The sequence below is a fragment of the Paenibacillus bouchesdurhonensis genome, assembly GCF_900155685.1.
Lineage (GTDB): Bacteria > Bacillota > Bacilli > Paenibacillales > Paenibacillaceae > Fontibacillus > Fontibacillus bouchesdurhonensis.
In genome coordinates this window covers 3,123,302-3,146,636 of record NZ_LT732548.1, presented here as the reverse complement: position 1 = coordinate 3,146,636, position 23,335 = coordinate 3,123,302, and the positions used below count along the sequence as shown (strand labels likewise).

General features: G+C 47.8%; 17 protein-coding genes. 13 read left to right on the top strand and 4 right to left on the bottom strand.

What is annotated here, in order from left to right; genetic code table 11:
• Positions 1-83 precede the first annotated feature (83 nt).
• The 13 genes from CZ379_RS18155 (at position 84) to CZ379_RS18095 (ending at position 19,088) form a co-directional block, all read left to right on the top strand.
• Positions 84-995, top strand: coding sequence for a LysR family transcriptional regulator (locus tag CZ379_RS18155; RefSeq protein WP_110932912.1), 912 nt, complete (start codon positions 84-86; stop codon positions 993-995).
• 189 nt (positions 996-1,184) lie between these two features.
• Entirely contained in the window at positions 1,185-2,192 is a 1,008-nt protein-coding gene (locus tag CZ379_RS18150) for an iron-hydroxamate ABC transporter substrate-binding protein (RefSeq protein WP_110932911.1), read from the top strand.
• A gap of 194 nt (positions 2,193-2,386) precedes the next feature.
• Positions 2,387-4,012, top strand: coding sequence for an AraC family transcriptional regulator (locus CZ379_RS18145; protein WP_110932910.1), 1,626 nt, complete (start codon positions 2,387-2,389; stop codon positions 4,010-4,012).
• 106 nt (positions 4,013-4,118) lie between these two features.
• The gene (locus CZ379_RS18140; protein WP_110932909.1) at positions 4,119-5,141 is read left to right on the top strand and encodes an ABC transporter substrate-binding protein; all 1,023 of its coding nucleotides are present in this window, start codon (positions 4,119-4,121) and stop codon (positions 5,139-5,141) included.
• A gap of 68 nt (positions 5,142-5,209) precedes the next feature.
• Complete coding sequence (locus tag CZ379_RS18135; RefSeq protein WP_110934441.1) at positions 5,210-6,160, top strand: FecCD family ABC transporter permease; 951 nt, start codon at positions 5,210-5,212, stop codon at positions 6,158-6,160.
• Positions 6,153-7,187 carry a FecCD family ABC transporter permease gene (locus CZ379_RS18130; protein WP_110932908.1) on the top strand — a complete coding sequence of 345 codons (1,035 nt, stop codon included), beginning with the start codon at positions 6,153-6,155 and terminating at the stop codon, positions 7,185-7,187. Before CZ379_RS18135 ends, CZ379_RS18130 begins: the two co-directional genes overlap by 8 nt.
• A gap of 105 nt (positions 7,188-7,292) precedes the next feature.
• Complete coding sequence (locus CZ379_RS18125; protein ID WP_110934440.1) at positions 7,293-8,105, top strand: alpha/beta hydrolase; 813 nt, start codon at positions 7,293-7,295, stop codon at positions 8,103-8,105.
• Between the two features lie 255 nt (positions 8,106-8,360).
• A complete protein-coding gene (locus CZ379_RS18120; protein ID WP_110934439.1) occupies positions 8,361-10,091 on the top strand; it encodes an ABC transporter ATP-binding protein in 1,731 nt (576 codons plus the stop codon).
• Between the two features lie 344 nt (positions 10,092-10,435).
• On the top strand, positions 10,436-12,544 hold the full coding sequence (locus tag CZ379_RS18115) for a serine hydrolase domain-containing protein (RefSeq protein WP_110932907.1): 2,109 nt from the start codon (positions 10,436-10,438) through the stop codon (positions 12,542-12,544).
• Positions 12,545-12,894: 350 nt separating this feature from the next.
• Positions 12,895-14,082 carry a cytochrome P450 family protein gene (locus tag CZ379_RS18110; RefSeq protein ID WP_110932906.1) on the top strand — a complete coding sequence of 396 codons (1,188 nt, stop codon included), beginning with the start codon at positions 12,895-12,897 and terminating at the stop codon, positions 14,080-14,082.
• 402 nt (positions 14,083-14,484) lie between these two features.
• Complete coding sequence (locus CZ379_RS18105) at positions 14,485-16,224, top strand: proline--tRNA ligase (protein WP_110932905.1); 1,740 nt, start codon at positions 14,485-14,487, stop codon at positions 16,222-16,224.
• 84 nt (positions 16,225-16,308) lie between these two features.
• Positions 16,309-17,028 (top strand): YebC/PmpR family DNA-binding transcriptional regulator, encoded by a 720-nt coding sequence (locus CZ379_RS18100; protein WP_110932904.1) that lies wholly within the window; start codon positions 16,309-16,311, stop codon positions 17,026-17,028.
• 221 nt (positions 17,029-17,249) lie between these two features.
• Positions 17,250-19,088: a UbiD family decarboxylase gene (locus CZ379_RS18095; protein ID WP_110932903.1), complete on the top strand. Its 1,839-nt coding sequence runs from the start codon at positions 17,250-17,252 to the stop codon at positions 19,086-19,088.
• A 78-nt stretch (positions 19,089-19,166) separates the two neighbouring features.
• On the opposite strand, the gene CZ379_RS18090 is transcribed toward CZ379_RS18095, so the two are convergent.
• The 4 genes from CZ379_RS18090 to CZ379_RS18075 all read right to left on the bottom strand — a co-directional run bounded on the left by CZ379_RS18090 (position 19,167) and on the right by CZ379_RS18075 (position 23,303).
• Entirely contained in the window at positions 19,167-20,153 is a 987-nt protein-coding gene (locus CZ379_RS18090) for a phosphotransferase (RefSeq protein WP_110932902.1), read from the bottom strand.
• 99 nt (positions 20,154-20,252) lie between these two features.
• Complete coding sequence (locus CZ379_RS18085) at positions 20,253-20,885, bottom strand: hypothetical protein (RefSeq protein WP_110932901.1); 633 nt, start codon at positions 20,883-20,885, stop codon at positions 20,253-20,255.
• 121 nt (positions 20,886-21,006) lie between these two features.
• Entirely contained in the window at positions 21,007-21,795 is a 789-nt protein-coding gene (locus tag CZ379_RS18080; RefSeq protein WP_110932900.1) for a HipA family kinase, read from the bottom strand.
• A 14-nt stretch (positions 21,796-21,809) separates the two neighbouring features.
• Positions 21,810-23,303 carry a hypothetical protein gene (locus CZ379_RS18075; protein WP_110932899.1) on the bottom strand — a complete coding sequence of 498 codons (1,494 nt, stop codon included), beginning with the start codon at positions 23,301-23,303 and terminating at the stop codon, positions 21,810-21,812.
• Positions 23,304-23,335: the final 32 nt, after the last annotated feature.

Genomic DNA, 23,335 nt, shown 5'->3' with positions numbered 1-23,335 from the left:
GATGTTGACAGCCGACCAGTTCTTACTGGTCGGTTTGTTGCAAAGTTAAACCTATTTCATCATCGACAAAGGAGGCATGGAGGATGACCCTTCAGCAGTTGAAGTACGTGATCGAGGTGGCGACCCGCGGCTCGATGAACGAAGCCGCGAAGCGCTTGTTCATATCGCAGCCGAGCTTATCCAATGCAATCAAGGATTTAGAGGAAGAGCTTCAGATTACTATTTTTGAACGGACGAATAAAGGCATCTTGCTTACGAAGGATGGTGCGGAATTTTTGAGTTACGCCCGGCAGGTCGTGGAGCAGGCTGTGTTGCTGGAGAGCCGCTATTTGAACGTGAAGCCGGCTCCCCAGCATTTCTCCGTGTCGGCTCAGCATTACGCATTTGCGGTCAGTGCTTTTGTGGAGCTTGTGAATCAATATGGGCATGATGAATACGAGCTGGCGATGCGAGAGACGAAAACCTACGAAGTGATTGAGGATGTCAAGCATATGTACAGCGAGATCGGCATCTTGTATTTGAATGAATTCAATGCCAAGGTCATTAACAGGCTGTTGGATGATGCCGGGCTGCAGTTTACCAGTTTGTTCGTGGCAAGACCTCATATTTTTATCAGTGTGAGGAATCCTCTTGCAAAACAGTCTATCGTGGCGATCGATCAGCTGGATGATTACCCGTTCCTGTGCTTTGATCAGGGCGAATTCAACTCGTTCCACTTCTCGGAGGAAATTTTGAGCACGCTGTCGCATAAGAAGATCATTCGCGTTAACGACAGAGCGACGTTGTTTAATTTACTGATAGGTCTTAACGGCTATACGATATCCACGGGCGTGCTAAGCGCTGATCTGAACGGTCGCGACATCATTCCTGTGCCGCTGGACTGTGACGAGACGATTAATGTAGGCTGGATTTCGCATCGGAACATGCCGCTCTCGAAGCTGGGGGCAGCTTATGTAGAAGCGCTCAAGGAATCCGTGGCCAAAGATTATGGTTGATATAGCTTCCAGCTATAACTAGCTTATCCTGCTCAGCGCGTATTCCAGGAAGAGAAGTCGGAACAGGCGGGGAGGCACGCATGCAGTAATGAACAACTTTAATTAAGATTGAATATCCTCAAAATTCAGGTTATACTGACTTTATTGAAAATAATTATCATTATCAGTTGGATGGCGAGGAGATTGGAAATGAAGAGAAACAAAAAACACAAATTTGCCTTCGCAGCTGTATTGTTGAGCTTGACATTGTTGTTAAGCGCTTGTTCTGGCGGATCAAGCCCGGCAAATACGAACGGCAGCGCAGGCGAGAATACAAATGCGCCTTCCGGCGAGAATCAAGCCGCAGGATCGCAGACGACCGAGCGTCAGCTTACGGATGCACTGGGCCATGAAGTAAAGGTTCCGGCTAATCCGGAGCGAATTATCGCTTCTTATCTAGAGGATCATCTCGTCGCGTTAGGCGTCAAGCCTGTAGCACAGTGGTCTGTGGCCGAAGAAACGAAGGTGCAAAATTATTTGCAATATGAGCTAAAGGATATACCGACGATTCCGTCAGAGCTTCCTTATGAAGCCGTGTTGAGCTTCCAGCCGGACTTAATCCTTGTGGATAGTGCAGAAATGGTCGCTGGGGATAAATATGAGCAGTATTCGAAGATTGCGCCTACATACTCTGTCGGCACGGAGCAAAACAACGATTGGCGGGAGGAACTCCTGGTCGTTGGCGAAGTATTGAACAAGGCAGACGAGGCAAAGAAGGCGTTGGAGGATTACGATGCGAAGGCGAAGGAGGCAAAGGAGAAACTGCAAGCCGCTATTGGCGAGAAATCGGCTGCAGTCCTGTGGCCTCTGGGCAAGAGTACTTATGTCGTTCATGAGAAATTTTCCAGCGGGGATGTTCTATATCGGGATTTAGGGCTGAAAGTACCGGCAGTTGTACAGGAGATGTCAGCCTCGGCAGCAGCGAACTGGAATCAAATCTCGCTGGAGAAGCTGGCTGAACTGGATGCGGACTATATCTTCATTGTCAGCTCCGCTGTGCCGATGGAAGAGCTGTTATCCGATCCGATCTGGGCAGGACTTCCAGCGGTAAAGAGCGGCCAGATCTATGAGTATGATAATGAATCTAGCTGGCTCTATACAGGTGTCATAGCAAATAGCCAAATTATCGACGATGTAATTGAGAGTATTTTGAAATAAGATATGAGGAGTTTACTCCGTTGTAATGTAGCAATAGAAACAATCTTGCATCATTGCTGCTGCCCGTTGGGCAGCAGTTTTTTGTTGCATTTGAATGTCTTAGCTGGAATCCATCAAGCGTTTGACCAGATGCTTCTAACTATGTTAACGTATTATGATAATGATTATCATTTTCATTAGTAGGAGTGAAGGATATGTCGCATATCAAAATAGATCATCCATCGTTATACATATTGGCTGCTGAGCTTTGGTACAAGCTTCGCGGAATCACCTGCATTCGCGGAAAGGGCATGGAGCATCGGCTCGTGGAATCGCCGGTGCTGATTGTGTGCAAACGAGGCGCGGGCCAGTTAAAGCTAGATCTAGAGGATTACCGGATTAGAGGGGATGCCGTGCATTTCGCTAGGCCGGGTCAGACGATTGGAATAGAGGTTGAAGCTGGGCAGGAGATCGAGGTCTATCTGATTCGGTTTGATGTGCTGAATGATTCGGGCGCCAAGGTTGATTATCCGGTTACGGGCGAACTCCCGGTTCACCATAATGTTCAGACGATTCTGTTGAGCGAATTAATGTTCAGTTGCTGGGAGCAGGATGAGCCGCTGGAACGGCTCCGTGCACAGTCGGCGTTCCAAGAGCTGATTTATCGGTTGTTGGGGAACATCCGCCGCCTTCCGGAGTCTCATTCCCGTGCAGCGCATGAGCGCACGAAGGAGTTCATTGACAGCCATTACTACCAAAATTTGAGTATCGAGCTGCTCGCAGGCATAGCGGAGCTAAGCCCAAAATATTATGTCGATTTATTCAAGAAAACCTACGGTCTGAGCGCCATCGATTACATGACAGAGGTCAGGATGAATCATGCGAAGCTGCTGATGCTACAATCGGAAGCCAGGTTAAAGGAGGTTGCGGTTCAGGTAGGCTATAGCGACGAGTTTTACTTCAGCCGAAAATTTAAGAAAGAGGTAGGCGTTGCCCCTTCTGTTTATATTAAAAACCGCCGCCGCAAAATCGTTGCCTATACTCCGTCGATTCTGGGTCAATTGCTGGCGCTTAACATGACCCCCTATGCGGCACCTCTACACCCGAAATGGACTGCTTATTACTATCGCAAGCATCGGGCATCCATTCCGCTGCATCTTAGCGCCTATCGGTTCAATCGCGATTGGCCGGCCAATATCGAGGCGCTTCGCCATTCGAGCCCGGATGTCATTATCTGTGATGATGGTCATTTGCAGCAGGCGGAAAGGAAGGAGCTAGAAGCCATCGCGCCTGTATTCACGATATCCTGCCAGGATGACTGGCGGGAACAATTTAAAATGACGGCGGAGTTCCTTAACGCTTCGCAAGAGGCAGACGTTTGGCTGAATAATTACGAACGCAAGGCCGCGAGAGCGAGGGAAAGGATAAGCCGGGAGTTAGGCGGGGATGCGCTGCTCCTGATTAGCATTCATAAGCGGCGTTGCTACGTAAGCCCTCTGCGGGGAATGCGTGAAGTGCTGTACGAGGATTTGCAGCTGAATATGGTTCCTCGCCGAGTGGAGCTCTGCGGCTATGAGCAAGCCGTTTCCACGGAGCAACTGGCTGGACTGGAAGCGGACAGAATACTGCTGAACGTATGCCAGGAGCCAGAGTCGCTAGGCTATTGGAAAAGCTTGCAAATGTCCAGGCCATGGCAGGATTTAAAGGCCGTCCGCAAAAACAACGTTTATATGATCTCCTCGGATCCTTGGCGCGAGTATTCCGCCTATGCCTGTCTCCGAATGATTGATGATCTGCTGCTTCACATACATGGAAATCGTCCAAACGTAATCTGGAATTAGTCTATGTTCCATTCATGCAGAGCGGCTTATAATTTGTAATTGAGAATGATTATCGATGAAAAAGATACAATCTCAAAGATGATCGAAAATGAGGGGAGAGCAAGACATGTTTAAGAAATCATCCATGTTAGCCTTAGTGCTGGCAGTAATGCTTGGTCTGGCCGCGTGCGGTACAAAGGAAGAGTCCAAGCCCGCTGAGGCAGGCACAGCAAATCAATCCACTGAAAAATCCGCTTCTGCCGGAAAATCTGCAGCAAAAGAAGAGAATGCAGCGGCTGAGACGAGAACGATTCAATATTTAGGTCAAGAATATACGGTACCTGCCCAGGCGGAGAAGATCGTAATCACCGGGTCGGTAGAATCGATGGAGGACGCTCTTGTACTGGATGTCAAACCAACTGGCGCTATGACGATGGGCGGTGCGTTCGAACCGTTATTTGCCGAGATCACTGACGGGGCGGTTGCCATCGGAGAGAAGACGCAGCCCAACCTCGAGACTATTCTGAAGCTAGCGCCGGATGTCATATTGGCCAGCACCAAGTTCCCAGCCGAGACGCTGGACAAGCTGAGCAAAGTCGGCGTGACAATTCCTGTATCCCATATTTCCACGGATTGGGAAGCGAACTTGAAGCTGCTCGCCGAGCTGACAGGCAAGGAGTCGCAAGCGAATCAGGTGCTGGAGACGTACAGGCAGGAGGCTACTGAATTAAAGGAGAAAATCGGCCCGAACCTGAAAGATAAAACAGTGTTGTTCGTTAGATTGCGTTCGGGCAGCATGATGATCTATCCGCAGGATGTATTCTTTAATCCGTCCATTTACGAGGATTTAGGGGCGGCCGTACCGGAGGAAGTGAAGCAGGCCAACGCCCAGCAAATGATTTCGCTGGAGAAGCTGTCCGGGATGAATCCGGACTACCTGTTCGTTCAATTTTCGGCCGGAGAGAATAAGGAAGCGCCGAAAGCGCTGGAGGAATTGCAGGGCAACCCGATTTGGGGCAGCATTAATGCTGTAAAGAACGATAATCTGTACGTGAACATCGTTGATCCGAGCGCCCAAGGCGGGACGGCCTACAGCAAGATCACATTCTTGGAGGCTGTGAAGAACAGCAAATTAGCTGAACCGAAGTGACGGCGAAGAGTTTTCGAGCAAGGCGTTCCGCGATTGTCCTGATCTTATGGAGCTCACCGTTTCTGATTATGCTTACGATTTTATTATCCGTGCTGTATGGCGCGAAAAATATCGAACTGAGCACAATCCGTGATGCGCTGCTTCATTTCGATCCAGGGAATGTGGATCATCAAATTATTGTCCATTCCAGATTACCAAGAGTGATCGGAGCTCTGCTTATTGGAGCATTCCTGGCTATATCCGGGGCGTTAATGCAGGGGATGACAAGAAACTATCTTGCATCCCCTTCTATTATGGGCGTTTCCGACGGCTCGGCTTTTGCCATCACGCTCTGTATGGTATTTATGCCGGACTCCACCTCGATCGAAATGATCTTCTATTCATTCATCGGCTCGGCGCTCAGCATTGTCATTGTATTTGGGCTTGCCTCACTGCTGCCTGGAGGATTGTCTCCGGTTCGGATGGCGATCCTAGGGACAATTATCGGCACGTTCCTGAGCAGCCTGTCCGCCGCAATTGCTGCTTACTTCCAGGTTTCGCAGAACATCAGCTTCTGGTACAATGCCCGGCTTCACCAATTGAATCCGGAGCTGATCAAGTTGGCGATTCCATTTGCAATCATAGGCATAGCGCTGGCCGTCTGGCTGTCCAAGTCCATTACGCTGCTTAGCCTCGGAGAAGAAATTGCCCTGAGCTTGGGGCAAAAGACGAAGCTGATTAAGTTTGCGACAATGCTGACCGTTGTCATTCTTACGGGGATTTCGGTGGCCCTCGCGGGAAAAATCGGCTTTGTCGGATTGATCGTGCCCCATATCGTCCGGTTCTTGACCGGCGTGAATTACAAATGGATCATTCCTTGTTCCGGCATCGTCGGAGCGTTGTTCCTGGCTCTTTGCGACGTTCTGAGCCGGTTTTTGAATTATCCTTATGAAATGCCGATTGGAGTAGTCACCTCCCTGCTTGGCGTTCCTTTTTTCCTCTATCTCATTCGAACCAAGGGGGATGGAAAGCGTGAATAAGCCAACGAACCAACGTTTTTTAGGGGTGCTACTGGCAGGCCTTGCTCTGATTTTAGCTACTTTGTATATCAGTCTGACGAATGGCACCTTCGATATAGGGATTCGGGATGTCGTCCGTACGCTGCTTCGCATCCACCCGCAGCCGGAGCATGATTTGGTCATTTTCGAATTCCGGCTGCCGCGGATCGTCATTGGATTACTCGTAGGAGCAGGGCTTGGCATTGCCGGAGCCGTTATTCAGAGCATTACCCGCAACGGACTAGCCGATCCGGGTATTCTGGGGATCAATTCCGGTGCAGGTGCGGCGATGGTCATTTTTCTCTTTTTTTATCAAGGGAAGATTCGCAGTGAAGGGTGGCTGTCGATCCTTGCGATGCCGCTCTTTGGCCTGTTGGGAGGGCTTCTGGCGGCGGTGCTCATCTATATGTTCTCGTGGAAGAACGGCAGGCTGGAGCCGCAGCGGCTGCTGCTTACCGGTATTGCTATCGCCTCGGGACTCAGCGCGGTTTCACTCTATTTGACTTTGAAAATGAATCCGGGCGATTTTGAAATGGCCGCCGTTTGGAATATGGGCAGTATTTATAGCGCGAACTGGAAATATATCGTCGCTATGGTTCCTTGGCTCGTGCTGCTTATTCCTGTGGTTGTGAGGAGGTCCTATACCCTCGATTTGTTTCAGCTTGATGAAGACAGCGTCATTAGTGTCGGAGTAGCTTCGGAAAAAGAAAAGGCCATACTGCTGCTATGCAGCATCGGCATCGTAAGCGCCTGTGTCTCCGTATCGGGCGGAATCGGCTTTGTAGGGCTCATGGCCCCGCATATTGCACGGAGACTTGTCGGTCAAGCCCACCGGCGCATGCTCCCGGTATGCGGCATCGTGGGAGCGCTGCTTGTAATGATGGCCGATTATATCGGCAAAACGGTCTTTACACCATCGGAATTGCCGGTAGGTGTCGTCATTGCGATCATTGGCGTACCGTACTTTATCTTTCTGCTCTATAGAGCCAAAGGCCGGAGCAGTTCATGATTTCTATCGCCGTCCGGCCGTCAGGATATTAAAATGAAAAGGAGATAGGTTAAGTTGGAACATACGAATCAGCCTTTTACATTACCGAACACGCAGTATTGGGATATGCGCTCTACGGCTGCGAACCGCGAGTATCGCATTTTTGCATATAAGCCGTCGGACGCTCCGCCTCCAGAAGGTTATCCAGTCATCTACTTGCTCGACGGGAACGCGCTTTTTGCCACCATGGTGGATGCCGTACGCGCCCAATCGCGCATTCAGAAGAAGACCGGAGTATCACCCGCCGTCGTGATTGGCATCGGCTATCCGAGCGATGCCCTGTTTGATGTTTCGCGCTATTACGACTACACGATGCCGACCCCGCCCGATCAGCTGATTTCAGGCCCGGAAGGCAAGCCATGGCCGGAGCTCGGTGGTGTAGATGCATTCACCGCATTTATCGAGCAGGATTTAAAGCCGGAGGTGGAACGAAAATTTCCGATTGATCTCGACAGACAGGCCGTTCTAGGCCATTCGCTCGGCGGTCTTTTCGTATTGCAGACCCTATTCGATCGTCCGGACATGTTCCAGACTTATGCCGCCGGCAGCCCCTCTATGCATTGGAATAAGCCCTTTATGACCGAAGCGGAGCAGAGGTTCGTGTCCCGACTGGAGCAGAGGTATAATCAGGTGGATGGTTCAAGCAAGCTTAAGAAACTGAACCTGCTGATTACGGCAGGTGAGCTGGAGCAGTCACATCCTAGCCGTATGGTAGAGAATGCGAAGGGACTGGCTGAGCGGTTGGCGCAGATCGCCGAGCGAAGTAAGGAGCTACGCGTGGAATATTCCGAATTTGCCGGAGAGAGCCATATTTCAGTGCTGCCTGCATTGATCGGCCGAGCGGTGCGCTTTGCCCTGGTTCAGGCTTCAAACGATTAGACACCAACCATCATGCATTGCAAAAATTGCAGTTCTATGAAAATTGTTCTGCTGTATAAAAAACGATTTGCAAATGTGTATTGTAGTCACGCACGGCGTGAGCTACAATAGTAATCAATATAATGAGAATGATTATCATTATTTTCCCGCCGAATTTATCTTGGAGAGCTTTTCAATCTCGGTTGAATAGCTTTCTTTTTCATACGGGAGATCTTTAAGCATTAGAGAGGGGCTGGATTTAAGCTAATGAGTATGATGATTCGCCGTTTTTTTGCTTACTATCGGCCCTATAAGGGATTATTCCTGCTTGATTTCGGCTGCGCCTTGATCGCTGGCTTGCTGGAGCTGGGTTTCCCGCTGGTCGTGAACCGCTTTGTGGATGATTTGCTGCCCAATGAGGAATGGCATCTGATCATTTGGGCATCGCTGGGGTTATTGGTCTTATATTTGTTAAATACGGTATTGCTGTATATCGTCAATTACTGGGGTCATATGCTCGGGATAAATATCGAGACGGATATGCGCAAGAAGCTGTTTGACCATATTCAGAAGTTGAGCTTCCGGTTCTTTGACAACACCAAGACAGGACATTTGATGTCGAGGCTGACGAATGACATGATGCAAATCGGAGAAATGGCTCACCACGGACCCGAGGATCTGTTCATTGCGATTATGACGCTGGCCGGTTCTTTAACACTTATGCTACTGATTAACTGGAAGCTGGCGGTGTTAACCTTCGTTGTCGTTCCAGTCATTATTTGGCTTGTGGTGTATTTTAACGGCAAAATGACTAAAGCGATTCATCAGCTGTTCACGGACGTGGGCGACTTTAACGCGCGGGTCGAGGATAACGTGGGCGGTATCCGCGTCGTTCAGGCATTTGCGAATGAAGAGCATGAGAAGGAAAGATTCGCCGTAAACAACGGACGGTTTCGCATGACGAAATTGTTCTCGTACAAGCTGATTGCTAAGAACGGAGCCATCAGTTATATGATGATGCGCCTAGTTACGTTGTTCGTCATGGTGTGCGGTACTTGGTTCGTGATTCGCGGCCAATTGTCTTATGGCGAATTTGTCGGTTTTCTGCTGCTGACAAACGTTTTTTTCCGGCCGATTGAGAAAATCAATGCGATCATCGAGAGCTATCCGCAAGGATTTGCCGGCTTCAAGCGTTATGTCGAGCTGCTGGATACCGAGCCGGATATTGCGGATAAACCGGGTGCCGTAGAAATCGGTGAGCTGCAGAGGGAAATCAGGTATGAAGGAGTATCCTTCGGCTACGATAATGATTCACATGTCCTGAGTAATATTAATCTGACGATACATCAAGGGGAGACGGTGGCCTTCGTCGGCCCTTCCGGTGCCGGCAAGACGACATTGTGCAGCTTGCTGCCGCGTTTCTATGAAGTTGAATCGGGCGCGATCACGATAGATGGTGTGGATATTCGAGACATCAAGATGCAGTCGCTGCGCCATCAGATCGGGATTGTGCAGCAGGATGTATATTTATTTGCGGGCACCATTCGTGAGAATATTCTCTACGGCAAGCTGAATGCGACGGAAGAGGAGGTTTGGGAGGCGGCGCGCCGGGCGCGTCTGGATGAATTCATCCGCTCCCAGCCTGAGGGCATGGAGACGGTGATCGGCGAGCGCGGCGTGAAGCTGTCGGGCGGGCAGAAGCAGCGCTTAGCGATCGCGCGGATGTTCTTGAAGAACCCTCCGATCCTCATACTGGACGAAGCGACCTCCGCATTGGATACGGAAACAGAGCAGGTCATTCAGCAGTCGCTGGCGGAATTGTCCCAGGGACGGACGACGCTTGTCATCGCCCATCGGCTCGCAACGATCAAGAATGCCGACCGCATCGTTGTCGTCACCGAGGAGGGCATTACCGAACAGGGGACGCACGACGAATTGCTCGAAGCCCGCGGCGTCTACAGCCGTCTGCATCAGGCCCAGTTCCAGAGTGTTGTGGGGGCTTTGTAATATTAACTGTCAGTATTGTTAGGCGGGCACGTTCCGTTCTAATGTCTAATGCTGATGTTGAAGATTGATTGGTACAAGAATCCGCATAAAATGCGGATTCTTTTTTTGTACCAGGGACATTAGGGCCAATATTTCTAGTTTAGCTCGATCTGCTGGCACCAATCCGACAGTACTGGCAGTTTTCTGAAATCTTTTTGGGAAACCTTCCGAAGATTTCTAAAACATAAGTGCGAATGCCGCGGGTCAACAGTTCATACTTTTAATATTGGCGGATTGAACGAAACAGGTTCGCTCGTCGTATTATCTATGAATTGCCAACATAACAAAGAATGAGAGGGAGAGAAATGAACAAAAGAGGTCGAATTGCCGTATCCGTCATGCTAGCGTTCAGCCTGCTGATGCCGGCGGGAAGTGTAATAGCGGAAAGTGTTCAGGAAGAGGGGAAATCGAAGGAATCCAAGCAGAACCTCCACCTGGACTACAAGCTTACCAGGGAGGAGGCTGCAAAGAAGGCTCAGCTCTTGGTAGAGTCCTACAGTACGAATAGCGTACAGTATGCGCTGATCGACCAAGGGAATATCGTGATTTCCGGAGTTGCCAGCAAAGATACAGGGAAAGGAAAAGATAAGGTGTCAACGAGCACCTTGTACGGCATCGGGTCTACAAGCAAAGTGTTTACTGCAGCTGCCGTTATGAAACTGGTTGATGAGGGCAAGGTAGATTTAGACGCTCCAGTCATCAACTACATAACGGACTTTAAAATGAAAGACGCTCGCTATAAGCAGATCACTCCGCGGATGCTGCTGAATCATTCTTCGGGACTTCAGGGTGGCGCGCTTAGCAATACGTTTATGTTCGAGGATAATGACACATACGCGCATGATCAATTACTGGCACAGCTCGCCGAGCAAAACCTGAAAGCCGATCCGGGCGCATTTTCGGTGTACTGCAATGACGGCTTTACACTAGCTGAAATTTTAGTTGAACGAGTCAGCGGCCTTAGCTTCACGGAGTATATTCATACCGTCATTACGAAGCCTCTAAACATGAAGCTTACAAAAACTTCACAGGACAAGATCGAGCGAAGCGAGGCGGCACCGTTATTTTACCCAGCGTATCCGGGGCAGCTGCCGAACGAAACCGTCAATGTCATCGGTTCGGGCGGCATTTACTCTACCGCAGAGGAATTGGCAAAATTCTCGCAGATCTTCACAGGACAGGTCGATACGGTAATCAGCAAAAAATCGGCAGAAGCGATGCAGCAGGAGGAGTACAAAAGGGGAATGTGGCCGAAGGAGGCAGATACGGCGATCGGGTTCGGACTCGGCTGGGATACCGTGAACATGTTCCCGTTTAGCGAATATGGCATCCAGGCGCTTTCCAAGGGAGGAGATACGCTTATGTATCATGCTTCTCTCGTGGTTCTGCCGGAATATAATATGGCAGCTGCCGTACTCTCATCAGGCGGAACTAGCACGACGGATCAAATACTCGCGAATGAAATGCTTCTTGGCGCGCTGCAAGAGAAAGGCGTCATTACTGAACTGAAGCCTGAGAAATCCCATGGCATTCCGGTCAAGGTGCCCATGCCGAAGGAGGCGGCAGCGTATGCCGGGATCTACGGAATGACCAATGCGCTAATGAAGGTCGATGTCACGGAAGAGGGAGAAATGATTGTATCCGTCCTTAATATCCCGAATTATCCGGCTGAGAAATTCGTTTATACCGCCGACGGTTCCTTCATAAAAGAGGATGGCAGTTCGAAAGCAAGTTTTGTTCGAGAACAGAACGGACGCATTTATTTATGGCTTAGAGATTATTCCACACTGCCTGGTTTAGGGCAGACGGCTTTATCCCATTACGCTGCTGAGAAGCTCGAGGCGCATTCTCTAACGGCCGAGGCACAGGCAGCTTGGAAGGAAAGGGAAGGGAAAAAATACTTTGCGGTCAATGAGAAATACTCCTCTGTGATGTATTTGGTCATGATGCCTGTCCAGACTGTGGCGACATTGCCAGAAGCGCCGAATTATTTGTTGAACCGCAAGATGATTGATGCAGACAGTGCGGTCAGCGAGCTTCAGATTCCGTCGATCAGCGGCAGGGATACGATGGATTATAACTTCTATATCCAAGGCGGACAGGAGTATTTGGAAATCGGCGGAAGCTTGTATGTCCGCGAGGAAGCGGTCAAACCGGTCTATAACGGATCGCGCTCCTATTTGACTATTCAAGAGAAAGGGCATGCCAGATGGCTTTCGATCCCCGATGCCGCGGTAGGTAAAGCAATGAGGGTAAAAGTACCTAACAATGGCTCGTTTGCCGTTTATAATGAGCAGGGGGTCTGCGTGCATTTTGAACGAGTCAGCGGCAATAGTACCGTAGAGCTGCCAAAAAACGGTGTAATTGTGTTTGCGGGCGATAAAGGAGCAAAATTCCAGATCGACTTGCAATGAATATAAAATTTGTGATGATATAAAATGAAAGGCGAAAATATATAAAAAGGGTGCTGAACTCATTTTCAGCACCCTTTTTTATATCTTACGGTGCAAGAGCCAAGTATCGTAGATTTTATTATAGAACAGCCGGAGACAGCAATTGATGTTACAGCGCAGGAACGAGCCAAGTTAACTTATACAAGCTCCTCTAATGTCGGCGCTGTATAGCTTACCGATTGAGGCGTTAAATAACGGGGTGAAAAAAATAGGTATAAATGTGTTTATTTGCTAATTAAATGAGAGACATGGTAGTATTTTCATGTGACTGCTTTACAATTTCTGAACACTGGAGAGAGGGGACGATTCCAATGCAAAACAATCCGTCTTTAAGCGAGAACATGTTCACGGAAGCATTTACCCAGAATCCTTTTCCTGTATACGCGCAGATGAGAGATCGTGAACCGATCATGCGCATGCTGTTCCCGGACGGGCAGACCAGCTGGATCATCAGCAGGTACGAGGATGCCGCCTTGGCCTTGAAGGATTCCCGTTTTGTCAAGGATATGCGAAATGCCGGGATTGACCAAGATGTGCTTTTTATCAAGGATAATATGCTGTTCTCCGATCCACCCGATCATAAGAGATTGCGAGGCTTGGTACAGAAAGCATTCACACCGCGGTTGATTTCCGGTATGAGGGAACGAATACAGCAAATCGCGGATGAACTATTAGCAGCGGTAAAAGGGCGGGACACCATGAATTTAATCGATGATTACGCATTTCCTTTGCCGATTATTGTCATCAGCGAGATGCTGGGGGTGCCTCATTCGGATCGAGACAAATTCCGCCTATGGTCAAATGCTCTCATAGAACATTCGGGTCATGAGACGGATGAGGAAATGCGCGGCTTAATTCTGGAATTCAGGGAATATCTAGAGGCATGGATTGCGAAAGTGAGAACACAGCCGGGCGATGATTTGATCAGCCAACTGATCATGTCCGAGGAGCAAGGAGATCGGCTTTCAGAGGATGAACTGTACAATCTGGTCATGCTGCTCATCATTGCGGGTCATGAGACCACAGTCAATTTGATCGGCAATGGCATGCTTGCGCTGCTGCAGCATCCGGATCAGCTTCATTTGCTGCAGAACCGACCCGAGCTGATTCATACCGCTATTGAAGAGATGCTGCGATATAATGGCCCTGTTGAGTTCAGCACCTCCCGCTGGGTAAGGGAGGATTTAGAATTTAAGGGAGTGCCGATGAGCAGGGGAGATTTGGTTGTTATATCCTTAAGCTCCGCCAATCGCGATCCTGAACAATTCAATGATCCGGATCTTTTTGATATTACAAGAGACAAGAGTCCGCATCTGGCCTTTGGCAAAGGAATCCATTTATGTCTCGGTGCTCCGCTTGCACGGTTAGAAGGGGAAATCGCGATCAATACCTTGTTGAAGCATTATCCAGATGTCCGACTAAGAGGGGATATAAGCGAGCTGGAATGGCGGCCAGGCATGATCGTTAGGGGCGTCAAAGAAATTCCGCTGTATTTATAACGCACGCAATAAGGATGACAGTAACGTTTGCGATTGACTAATCTTCCAGTCTCATGTATTTTGAATGTTATAAATTAATGTTCATTGTTGAATTGATCAACTATCATATCGAAAAATAGCCATGACCAAGGCAGCGGTTCTAGCCTCGCCGTCCAGAGAGGAAACCCCTAGGCTGAAAGGTTTCTCATCGCGTGCGAACCGGCTCCTACCTTGCGAGCTGTAGCGGGAATGCGAATCGCAGACTAACCGCCACCGGTTTACACCGTTATCGTCTTGAGGATCGCTCAGCTTATTCAGCTTGCTGCGGTCATAAATAGGGTGGTACCACGACACATTCGTCCCTGACGGATGTGTCTTTTTGTTTTATCGCCGATGTTTGAAATTTATAGAGGAGGTTATAGCATGAGACAAAGCAAGCTGCTGTCAACTACATTGCGCGAATTGCCTGGAGATGCGGAGGCAGTCAGTCACCAACTGCTTATACGAGCCGGATTTATCCGGCAATTGGCGTCGGGCATCTATACCTATTTACCGCTGGGAAAACGTGTTCTTCGTAAAATCGAGCAAATCGTGCGTGACGAGATGGATGGTGCAGACGCGCAAGAGCTGCTCATGCCGGCCATGCAGCCTGCAGAGTTGTGGAAAGAATCGGGGCGTTATTCCCTTTATGGGCCGGAGTTAATCCGCATACAAGATCGGCATGAGCGGGAATTCGCTCTTGGGCCAACTCATGAAGAAGTCATCACAACGCTTATGCGAAGTGAAATCAAATCTTACCGCAAGCTGCCGGTAATTTTATACCAAATTCAGACAAAATTCCGCGATGAGCGGCGACCGCGCTTTGGGCTTATGCGCGGCAGGGAATTCTTGATGAAGGATGCTTATTCCTTTGATATTGACTGGGAGGGCCTGGATCAATCTTATTGGAGGATGTACCGTGCTTATGAGCGAATATTTCACCGCTGCGGTTTGGATTTTCGTGCGGTTGAGGCTGACGCTGGGGTGATCGGAGGCGAAGGCGAAACCCATGAATTTATGGCATTGGCGGATATTGGCGAGGACACCGTTGTCACTTGCACCCACTGTAATTATGCAGCGAATCTCGAAAAAGCGGAGTCGGTCAAGTTCAGTTTGAATGATCATAAAGCGCCCTCACAAGGCGAACTTGGGCATGATCAAGATTTTTCAGCCGAGAAATTTCATACGCCGAACCTTCGCACCATCGATGACCTGATTCGGGAGCTGCATATCATGCCGGAGGAAATACTGAAAACCGTAGTATTTTTGGCAGATGATCAGGCCGTGGCCGTAGTTGTGCGCGGAATGGACGAAATCAACGAAATTAAAGTCAAAAATTATCTGGGAGCAGAAACGATCAGCATCGCAGATTCGAAAATGGTAATGGCATTAACAGGTGTTGCTACGGGATTCATCGGGCCTAAAGGTTTATCGCTTCCCGTATTGCTCGATCAAACGGTCATAAATATGACAAAGGCGATTGCAGGGGCAAATGAAATAGATTACCATTATAGAAATCTTCATGTCAGGCGTGACATTCCCTTAGAGCATGTCGGCGATTTCCGCAGCGTTGTAGAGGGAGATCGCTGTCCGCGCTGCCAGGAAGGGAGATTCAAGTTTTATAAAGGCATTGAAGTCGGACATGTGTTTAAGCTTGGGACAAAATATAGCAGGCAGATGGACGCTTCATATCTTGATGCTTCCGGCAAATCGCAGGCGATGATCATGGGGTGCTACGGGATCGGGGTATCGCGGATCCTCTCTGCAGTTATTGAACAGCATCATGATGAGGATGGAATGATCTGGCCTTTATCGATCGCTCCGATGCAGATCCATATTATCCCTATTTCCATAAAAGATGAGGAGCAGTTGGGCACAGCGGAGCAGCTTTATGACGATTTAGTTAAACATGGCATCGAGGTTCTGCTTGATGATCGGGATGAGCGGCCGGGCGTGAAGTTCAAGGACGCGGATTTAATCGGCATTCCGATCCGCATTGTGATCGGTAAAGGAGCCGCAGAGGGAAGGGTTGAATTCATGGAAAGGCACCTGAGAATGAAGGAGAGCATCTCTGTTGCCGAAGTCGTGGAACGTGTCATTGGGCGTATTCATGCCTCTCTCTGAATATATGAGCCGATACGTAATTTTTCAAACTGAGGGAAGATGTTATAATAGGAACGTAAAATAATAAAAGAAAGCGGGAACATCATGGGTCGTAAATGGAATAATATTAAAGAGAAGAAAGCATCCAAGGATGCAAATACGAGTCGTATATATGCGAAGTTCGGCGTTGAGATTTACGTAGCTGCCAAGAAGGGAGAGCCCGATCCCGAATCGAACCGGGCGCTGAAGGTCGTGCTTGAACGAGCGAAGACGTACAATGTGCCTAAGGCCATCATCGACCGGGCTCTGGATAAAGCAAAAGGCAGTTCGGAGGAAACCTATGAAGAGCTGAGATACGAAGGTTTTGGGCCAAACGGCTCGATGGTCATTGTCGATACTTTGACGAATAACGTGAACCGTACGGCTCCTGAGGTGCGATCGGCCTTCAATAAGAACGGCGGCAGCATGGGGGTTAGCGGCTCAGTGTCCTATATGTTCGATGCCACGGCTGTCATCGGCGTAGCAGACAAAACGCTTGATGAAGTGTTTGAGATTTTGCTGGAAGCTGACCTGGACGTTAGAGACATCGTTGAGGAAGAGGATGATGTGATCGTCTACGCGGAGCCCGATCAATTCCACGCCGTGCAGGAAGCTTTCCGCGCTGTGGGGATTTCGGAGTTTACCGTTGCAGAGCTGACGATGCTGGCTCAGAACTATGTGAGTCTTCCGGAGGATGCGCAAGCCCAATTCGAGAAATTGATCGACGCATTGGAAGATTTGGAAGATGTACAGCAAGTGTTCCATAACGTTGAGTTCGAGGAATAATTGTTGCGCCAATACGCCAATAAGAAATAAAGCAGCTTAAAATCCCTGGATCAGAGATTTAAGCTGCTTTTTTACGTCCAGAATTGGATATTGTCACAAGTGAGCCAGCTATTAAACTACTACGGTCAGCATTTGATATGTTATCATGGTGAAAGCAGCAATGATGTTGAAATGCGTATGATCGATTATGAATATCTCTTGAGAATGGATGGAGCTAACATATGAAATATCGCAATTTGGAAGAATGCGTCGTTGATTTAGAAAGGCACGGACATTTGGTTCGTATTCATGAGGAAGTAGACCCTTATTTGGAAATGGCCGCCATTCATTTGCGTGTGTATGAAGCTGGAGGGCCGGCGTTGTTGTTTGAAAATATAAAGGGCACGAAGTATCGGGCCGTTTCGAATCTGTTTGGCACCATCGAGCGGAGTAAATTTATTTTTCGCAATACCTGGCAGGATGCGGAGAATGTGATTGCTTTGCGCAACGATCCAATGAAGGCATTGAAGAGGCCGATTCAGAGCATGAGCTCAGGATTTGCCGCGTTGACGGCACTGCCGTTAAAGAAGCGGGGCGGGCTGCCGACGAACATGCAGGAGATCCAAATCTCCGATTTGCCGCAAATCCATCACTGGCCGATGGACGGGGGCGCGTTCATTACGCTGCCGCAGGTATACACGGAAGATCTGGACAAGCCGGGCATCATGAATTCCAATCTGGGCATGTATCGCGTGCAACTGAGTGGGAATGAGTATGAAATCAATAAGGATGTCGGCATGCATTACCAGATCCACCGCGGGATCGGCATCCATCAGGATAAGGCGAACAAGCATGGAGTTCCTCTGAAGGTAAGCTGCTTTGTCGGCGGTCCTCCAGCGCATTCCTTAGCCGCTGTCATGCCTCTGCCGGAGGGGATGAGCGAGCTGATGATTGCGGGCATGCTCTCCGGCCGGCGGTTTCGTTATGGCTATGCTGACGGCTATTGCATTAGCCATGATGCCGATTTCGTCATTACGGGCGAAATCCATCCCGGCGAGACGAAGCCTGAGGGGCCTTTTGGCGATCATCTAGGTTATTACAGCCTGATTCATCCGTTCCCAGTGATGAAGATACACAAAGTGTACGCCAAGCCGAATGCCATTTGGCCATTTACGGTAGTAGGCCGACCTCCACAGGAGGACACGGCGTTCGGTGAACTGATCCATGAGTTGACGGGGGATGCCGTTAAACTGGAGGTTCCGGGCGTGAAGGAGGTGCAGGCGGTCGACGCCGCAGGCGTACATCCATTGTTGTTCGCGATCGGTAGCGAACGGTACACGCCGTATCAGAAAGTTAAACAGCCGGCCGAACTGCTGACGATTGCCAATCATATACTAGGTACGAATCAACTGAGCTTGGCGAAATATCTGTTTATTACCGCCGAAGAAAAGCAGCCGCTCAGCACGTATCGTGAAATTGAGTTCTTAAGCTATATTCTAGAGCGCATCGACCTGCATCGGGATATCCATTTTCATACGAATACGACGATAGATACATTGGATTACTCTGGAACGGGACTGAATACCGGCAGTAAGGTTGTTTTTGCGGCATATGGAGATAAGAAAAGGGAGCTGTGCACAGAAGTGCCAGAAGGCTTGAAAGAAATTCGCGGTTATGAAAACGTACGCTTCATCATGCCGGGTATCGTTGCTATGCAGGGCTCTGCGTTCCGGGATTATGCAAGTGGGAATAAGGAGATGGGCGACTTAAGCAAAGCTATTGCTGCAAGAGGAGAACTCCCGTCCTGTCCGCTGATTGTTTTGTGTGATGACAGTGAGTTTCTAAGCGCATCGCTCAGCAACTTCCTATGGGTCACCTTCACGCGCAGCAATCCTTCCCACGATATTTATGGAGTGAACAGCTATTACGACAACAAGCATTGGGCTTGCGACAACGTAATCATCGATGCTCGCAGCAAGCCTCATCAAGCTCCGCCGCTCATTCCCGATCCGGTGGTGGAGAAGAACATCGAGCGCTTGTTTGTTAAAGGCGCAAGCCTTGGCGGAATAAAAATAGAATAGATAAGATCTACTGACCCATTTTCGTTCGAAAAAGCCCTGATTTTATGATTGCAATAAAGAAGTCAGGGCGGAGAACGATTAAGCATTTTTCAAAAGATGGAGTAAATAAGAGGTTTTATCATGCTCTCTTTGTAGAAACATGTTGACTTCTTCAAGAGACATGTTTTTATATGCTCGATTTTGTAAGAAACGATAAAAGGCATGGGGAAATGAAAGATCCAGAAACACCATTTGCATTTGCCAATCGTTTAGAGGGTTAAACTGACGATAGCAGTTAAGAAGATTTTGAAATACGGTAGCGTTCCAGGGTTCATAATGCTTTGAGATACTATTTAATATTCTCGCAATATCCTTTGAAGGAAAATCATAGCGTACAAATTCCCAGTCAATAATATATATTCTATCCCTAGTATGGAGTACGTTCTCACTGTGAAAGTCGCCGTGAGCTATAAAATGCTGTTCAACGGGCTGTTTCCTCCAAGCCTGAAACTGAGGATCCATCTGCAATTGTTGTTTCAGGCTTGTTCCGGTAACAAGGTAGTAATCGATCATCTTTAGGATGTTCCTCTTTTTAGCTGAACGCGTCTTGGAGAAGCGCTCCTTCCATTTTGAAATAGCTTTAATTTTACGGTCGTAGAGCATTTCCCAATAATATTCTTCCGCATAGTCTGGACCGAATGATGAATGGAAACCGAGGGAGGCAGCATGCATCATTCCGATCAAAGAAGCCTTGCTAGCAATCGCATCTGGAGAGGATAGAGATTGGGGGATTCCTTGTATTTTTTCTTGCAGAACGTAACGATTTTCTTCCCAACGAAGATAAGGCTCTTTGTTCAATGTAGGAAAGGTGATCGGAATGGCCATACCTCTCTGCCTCAAGTAGTTCTCTGCATCCAATATGAATCGAAGCCGTTCCTCCTCAACATAGATGCTCTTTAAGACGTAGCATTCTTGGGTTGTGTCAAGGGAGACGACCAAGGTTCTGTTGGTCTTATGCAGAATCTCATGCTTCACTATGCTTAAACCATAATGAGAAGAAACTGCTGACAGCAAGGGCTCAAGCATGTAATCACCTTCCAAAGCGTAGTTGGTAGAAGGAGAGGTTGACAGCTTTACAGCCTCTTTCGCAGTGAAAGAGGCTGCTAGGCTTAGAATGAAATGATCTTAATAACTGGAACTCGACGAGCTGGAGCTGGAAGATGAATCGGAATGTTCATGGTCAACAACAACATAGTCACCGAATGCTACGAAAGTTGAAGAATCGGGAACATCAAGTCCGGTACGAATGTAATAAGGACTTGTTGGATCTTGTATAGTTGTGAGGATAGATTCTGGGAGGGTTACGGCGTTTACGCCAGGAAGCCAGATGAAACCGACAATGCTGCTGATTTCCAGTAATCCGCCGAGTAAAGTATTAGATTCCTTATCGACGTTGAAGTCGCCTTTTGCTTCTACTCTTAATACAGTGTTTCCTAAATCATAGTAGTCAAAAGTTTTCTCAAGACGGAGACAGCTCATTGGTTCAACATGGTGCCATCCTAGACTCTGTTCCTTTTCTAAAGTTTCAATTTTGTCCACACATCCGCTTACGTAGTTACCAGGTCCTCCAGCTTGTGGTGAGGGACATTCTTTACAGATTCCGAGAGTTACGAAAGCGGATAATTTTTTGTGGGTTGGATTTTTAAGAGTTACGACAATTCTATTATTAGGAAGAAGAGTAGGGCTGTAACGTGAAACATAGAAAGGGCCAGAGGTTACAGTTTCTTTTTTATTGTGATGGCAATTATGTTTTGACATATTAACACACTCCTTAAGAGAATAATTTAGGATTGTTTATCCTCTAATAGTAAATGCCAGCATGTCAATAATGATTGGGTTTTCTATTAGACTTTAGTATAATTTGTTTAAAAATAGGTAATTAATCCTCTAGTCTAGTGCTGTGCCAGATTGGAAAATGTTCTATCAATTCCCCAAGCGCAAAACGAACCCGGTCTTTTCGAAAAAGTAAAAAATCAACCAGTTGATCTAAGTCGTCTTCGGGAATCGACCACTGATGAGGAATTCCGTGAATGGCGTTTCTCAGATCCGCCTCCTCCAGGGATTCAATAGCGTCTAGGTATTCTTCAAATGGATCAGAATTATCGATATATGGGGCAAATTTTTCGTAGAGTGGTCCCCAGAACACTTCCAGCTCTTCGTTTTCCCACCATTCATCCATGTCCCAATCCGGTCCAAAAAATGCGTCAGAATGATCGATCAATAATATTTCTTGTTTGTCTTGCAGATAGAGCAGATTCGCTTGTGTAATATGTCGATCCCAGTTATTGATCCAGTGATCGAATACTATCATGCCTGCTGCGTGATGTAGATTCCTGCAATCTGATAAATCAACGTGTTCTCCTACATTGACTCCATACTCCTCAAAGCAGCTCCCGATATGGAGGCCGCTTGTGATATCTAATTTTTTCAATTCCGGATACATATCTAAAAGATCGTGCGTGATCACGATAATTCTGGAATTAGCGATGGGCAAATGCAACAAACTACCAAGCCGGCCGGCTATCCATTCATTAGCCAATACTCCCGTGCCGTCGGGATTGTTAATTAATTTGACTACATAGGTGTTAAGATCATCGCATCTAAAAATATGGGGCTGTGTCCAACCTTGTTCCATAGGTTTAATGTACTGTATTGCTCGACGATACATCGCTCGCTCACCCATTATTCGTAAGGGCCGAACCATTGCCAACTGCTTCGGTCATCCCTTACAAAATAATTGTATTTATCGCCTAATTGAGCAATAGCGGTAAGTTGCCCGGAATTGTTTTCAATGAGAAGAGAATCATTATAGTGATCCGTTCCGAACTGTGTTGGACCGAACCAGGTACGGCTTGGATCCTCATTATTTCTCCACCAATGTCCCAATCCACCGTTTGCCAAGGGAGCTACTATTTCAAAATTTCCATAACTGCTCTCTAGGATTGAAGGCATTCCGGTTACTCCATCAGCAAAGGAAGCTGACTCAATCCATTCCCCTGTGTCATCATTTCTCCAGTAATGTACAAGATAATTATTGATCCGGCAGAGAACCTCAATATTTCCAAAGGAGCTCTCCAGGGCGCTAATTCCTTGGACCTTTCCACTGCCAAACGCGTAAGGGCCATACAAGACATTATCCCTTACCTTCCAGTAGAGCAGTCCTCCCGATTCAGAGGCAGAAATCCATTCCGTTGTGGTGTCATTATACTTGCTTCGCCGGATCATATACGGCAGTTGTCCCAGATCTTTATTAATAAAGACCTGACGCATGTCAGGATCTAATTGAATATCACGTTTCATAAACTCGCGAATCGCTATTCTCGATTCATCCTTCATTCGTCGATAAATGGGATGCAGCAAATAAGATTGGGGGTTCTGGTTTAAGCAATGAATAACTTCATCGAGTGGAAAATGCGGACGATAACGGATGCTTGAGGCCACCTCGTCCTGGTAAGAATGCACTTGAATAGCTAATCGATCCGCCATCGTTACAAAAACAAGCTCATCAACGCCGAATGCTCGGGTATCCAATAAATTTTGATTGAATAAACGGTATTTATCGTTCGATAGGAAGCGACGAACCAGTCGTCTGCTAAAGACCTGTCCAACGTTGAATGATTCAAGATATGGCTCCTCTCCTAGGAGTGGCTTCCACATGTGCTTTTCATGCCGCAACTGAAGCAAGCAATAAAAATCGTCGTCAGGAATTTTAGTCCCCACGCCCAAATAATCCTTATTCTCCATTTCTTTTATGATGTAAGTTTCGTAACCTTCTTTCGTGAACAAAACATCAGAATCTAAATTGATTAAATAATCATACTTGTTATTGATATCTTCCAGCCATTTCATAACTTCAAGCATATATATTGCTGTGATACCGTATTTTAGCTTTCTGCTGGTCGGGCAAACCGGATAACCCAGTCCATGACATAACTCAGGATCGTCGCCGCCGTTATACAGGACGATTGAGCTATTCGGGCAATAACAGCGAATATTATCGAGCAGATCAATGATGATATCTTTACGGTTATGGACGAGAACAGCAAAACAGATTTTGTTCTTATGGCCATCAGTGTGGCTAGAAGTGTTGCTATCTGAGGAGCGGTAGTAGTCCGAATACTCTGATTCATTTGTATACTCAGTATATTCTGTTGAAAAATCCGAACTCTCTGCCAATTCATTTCAACCTCCATCCTTTTGATTAGTCA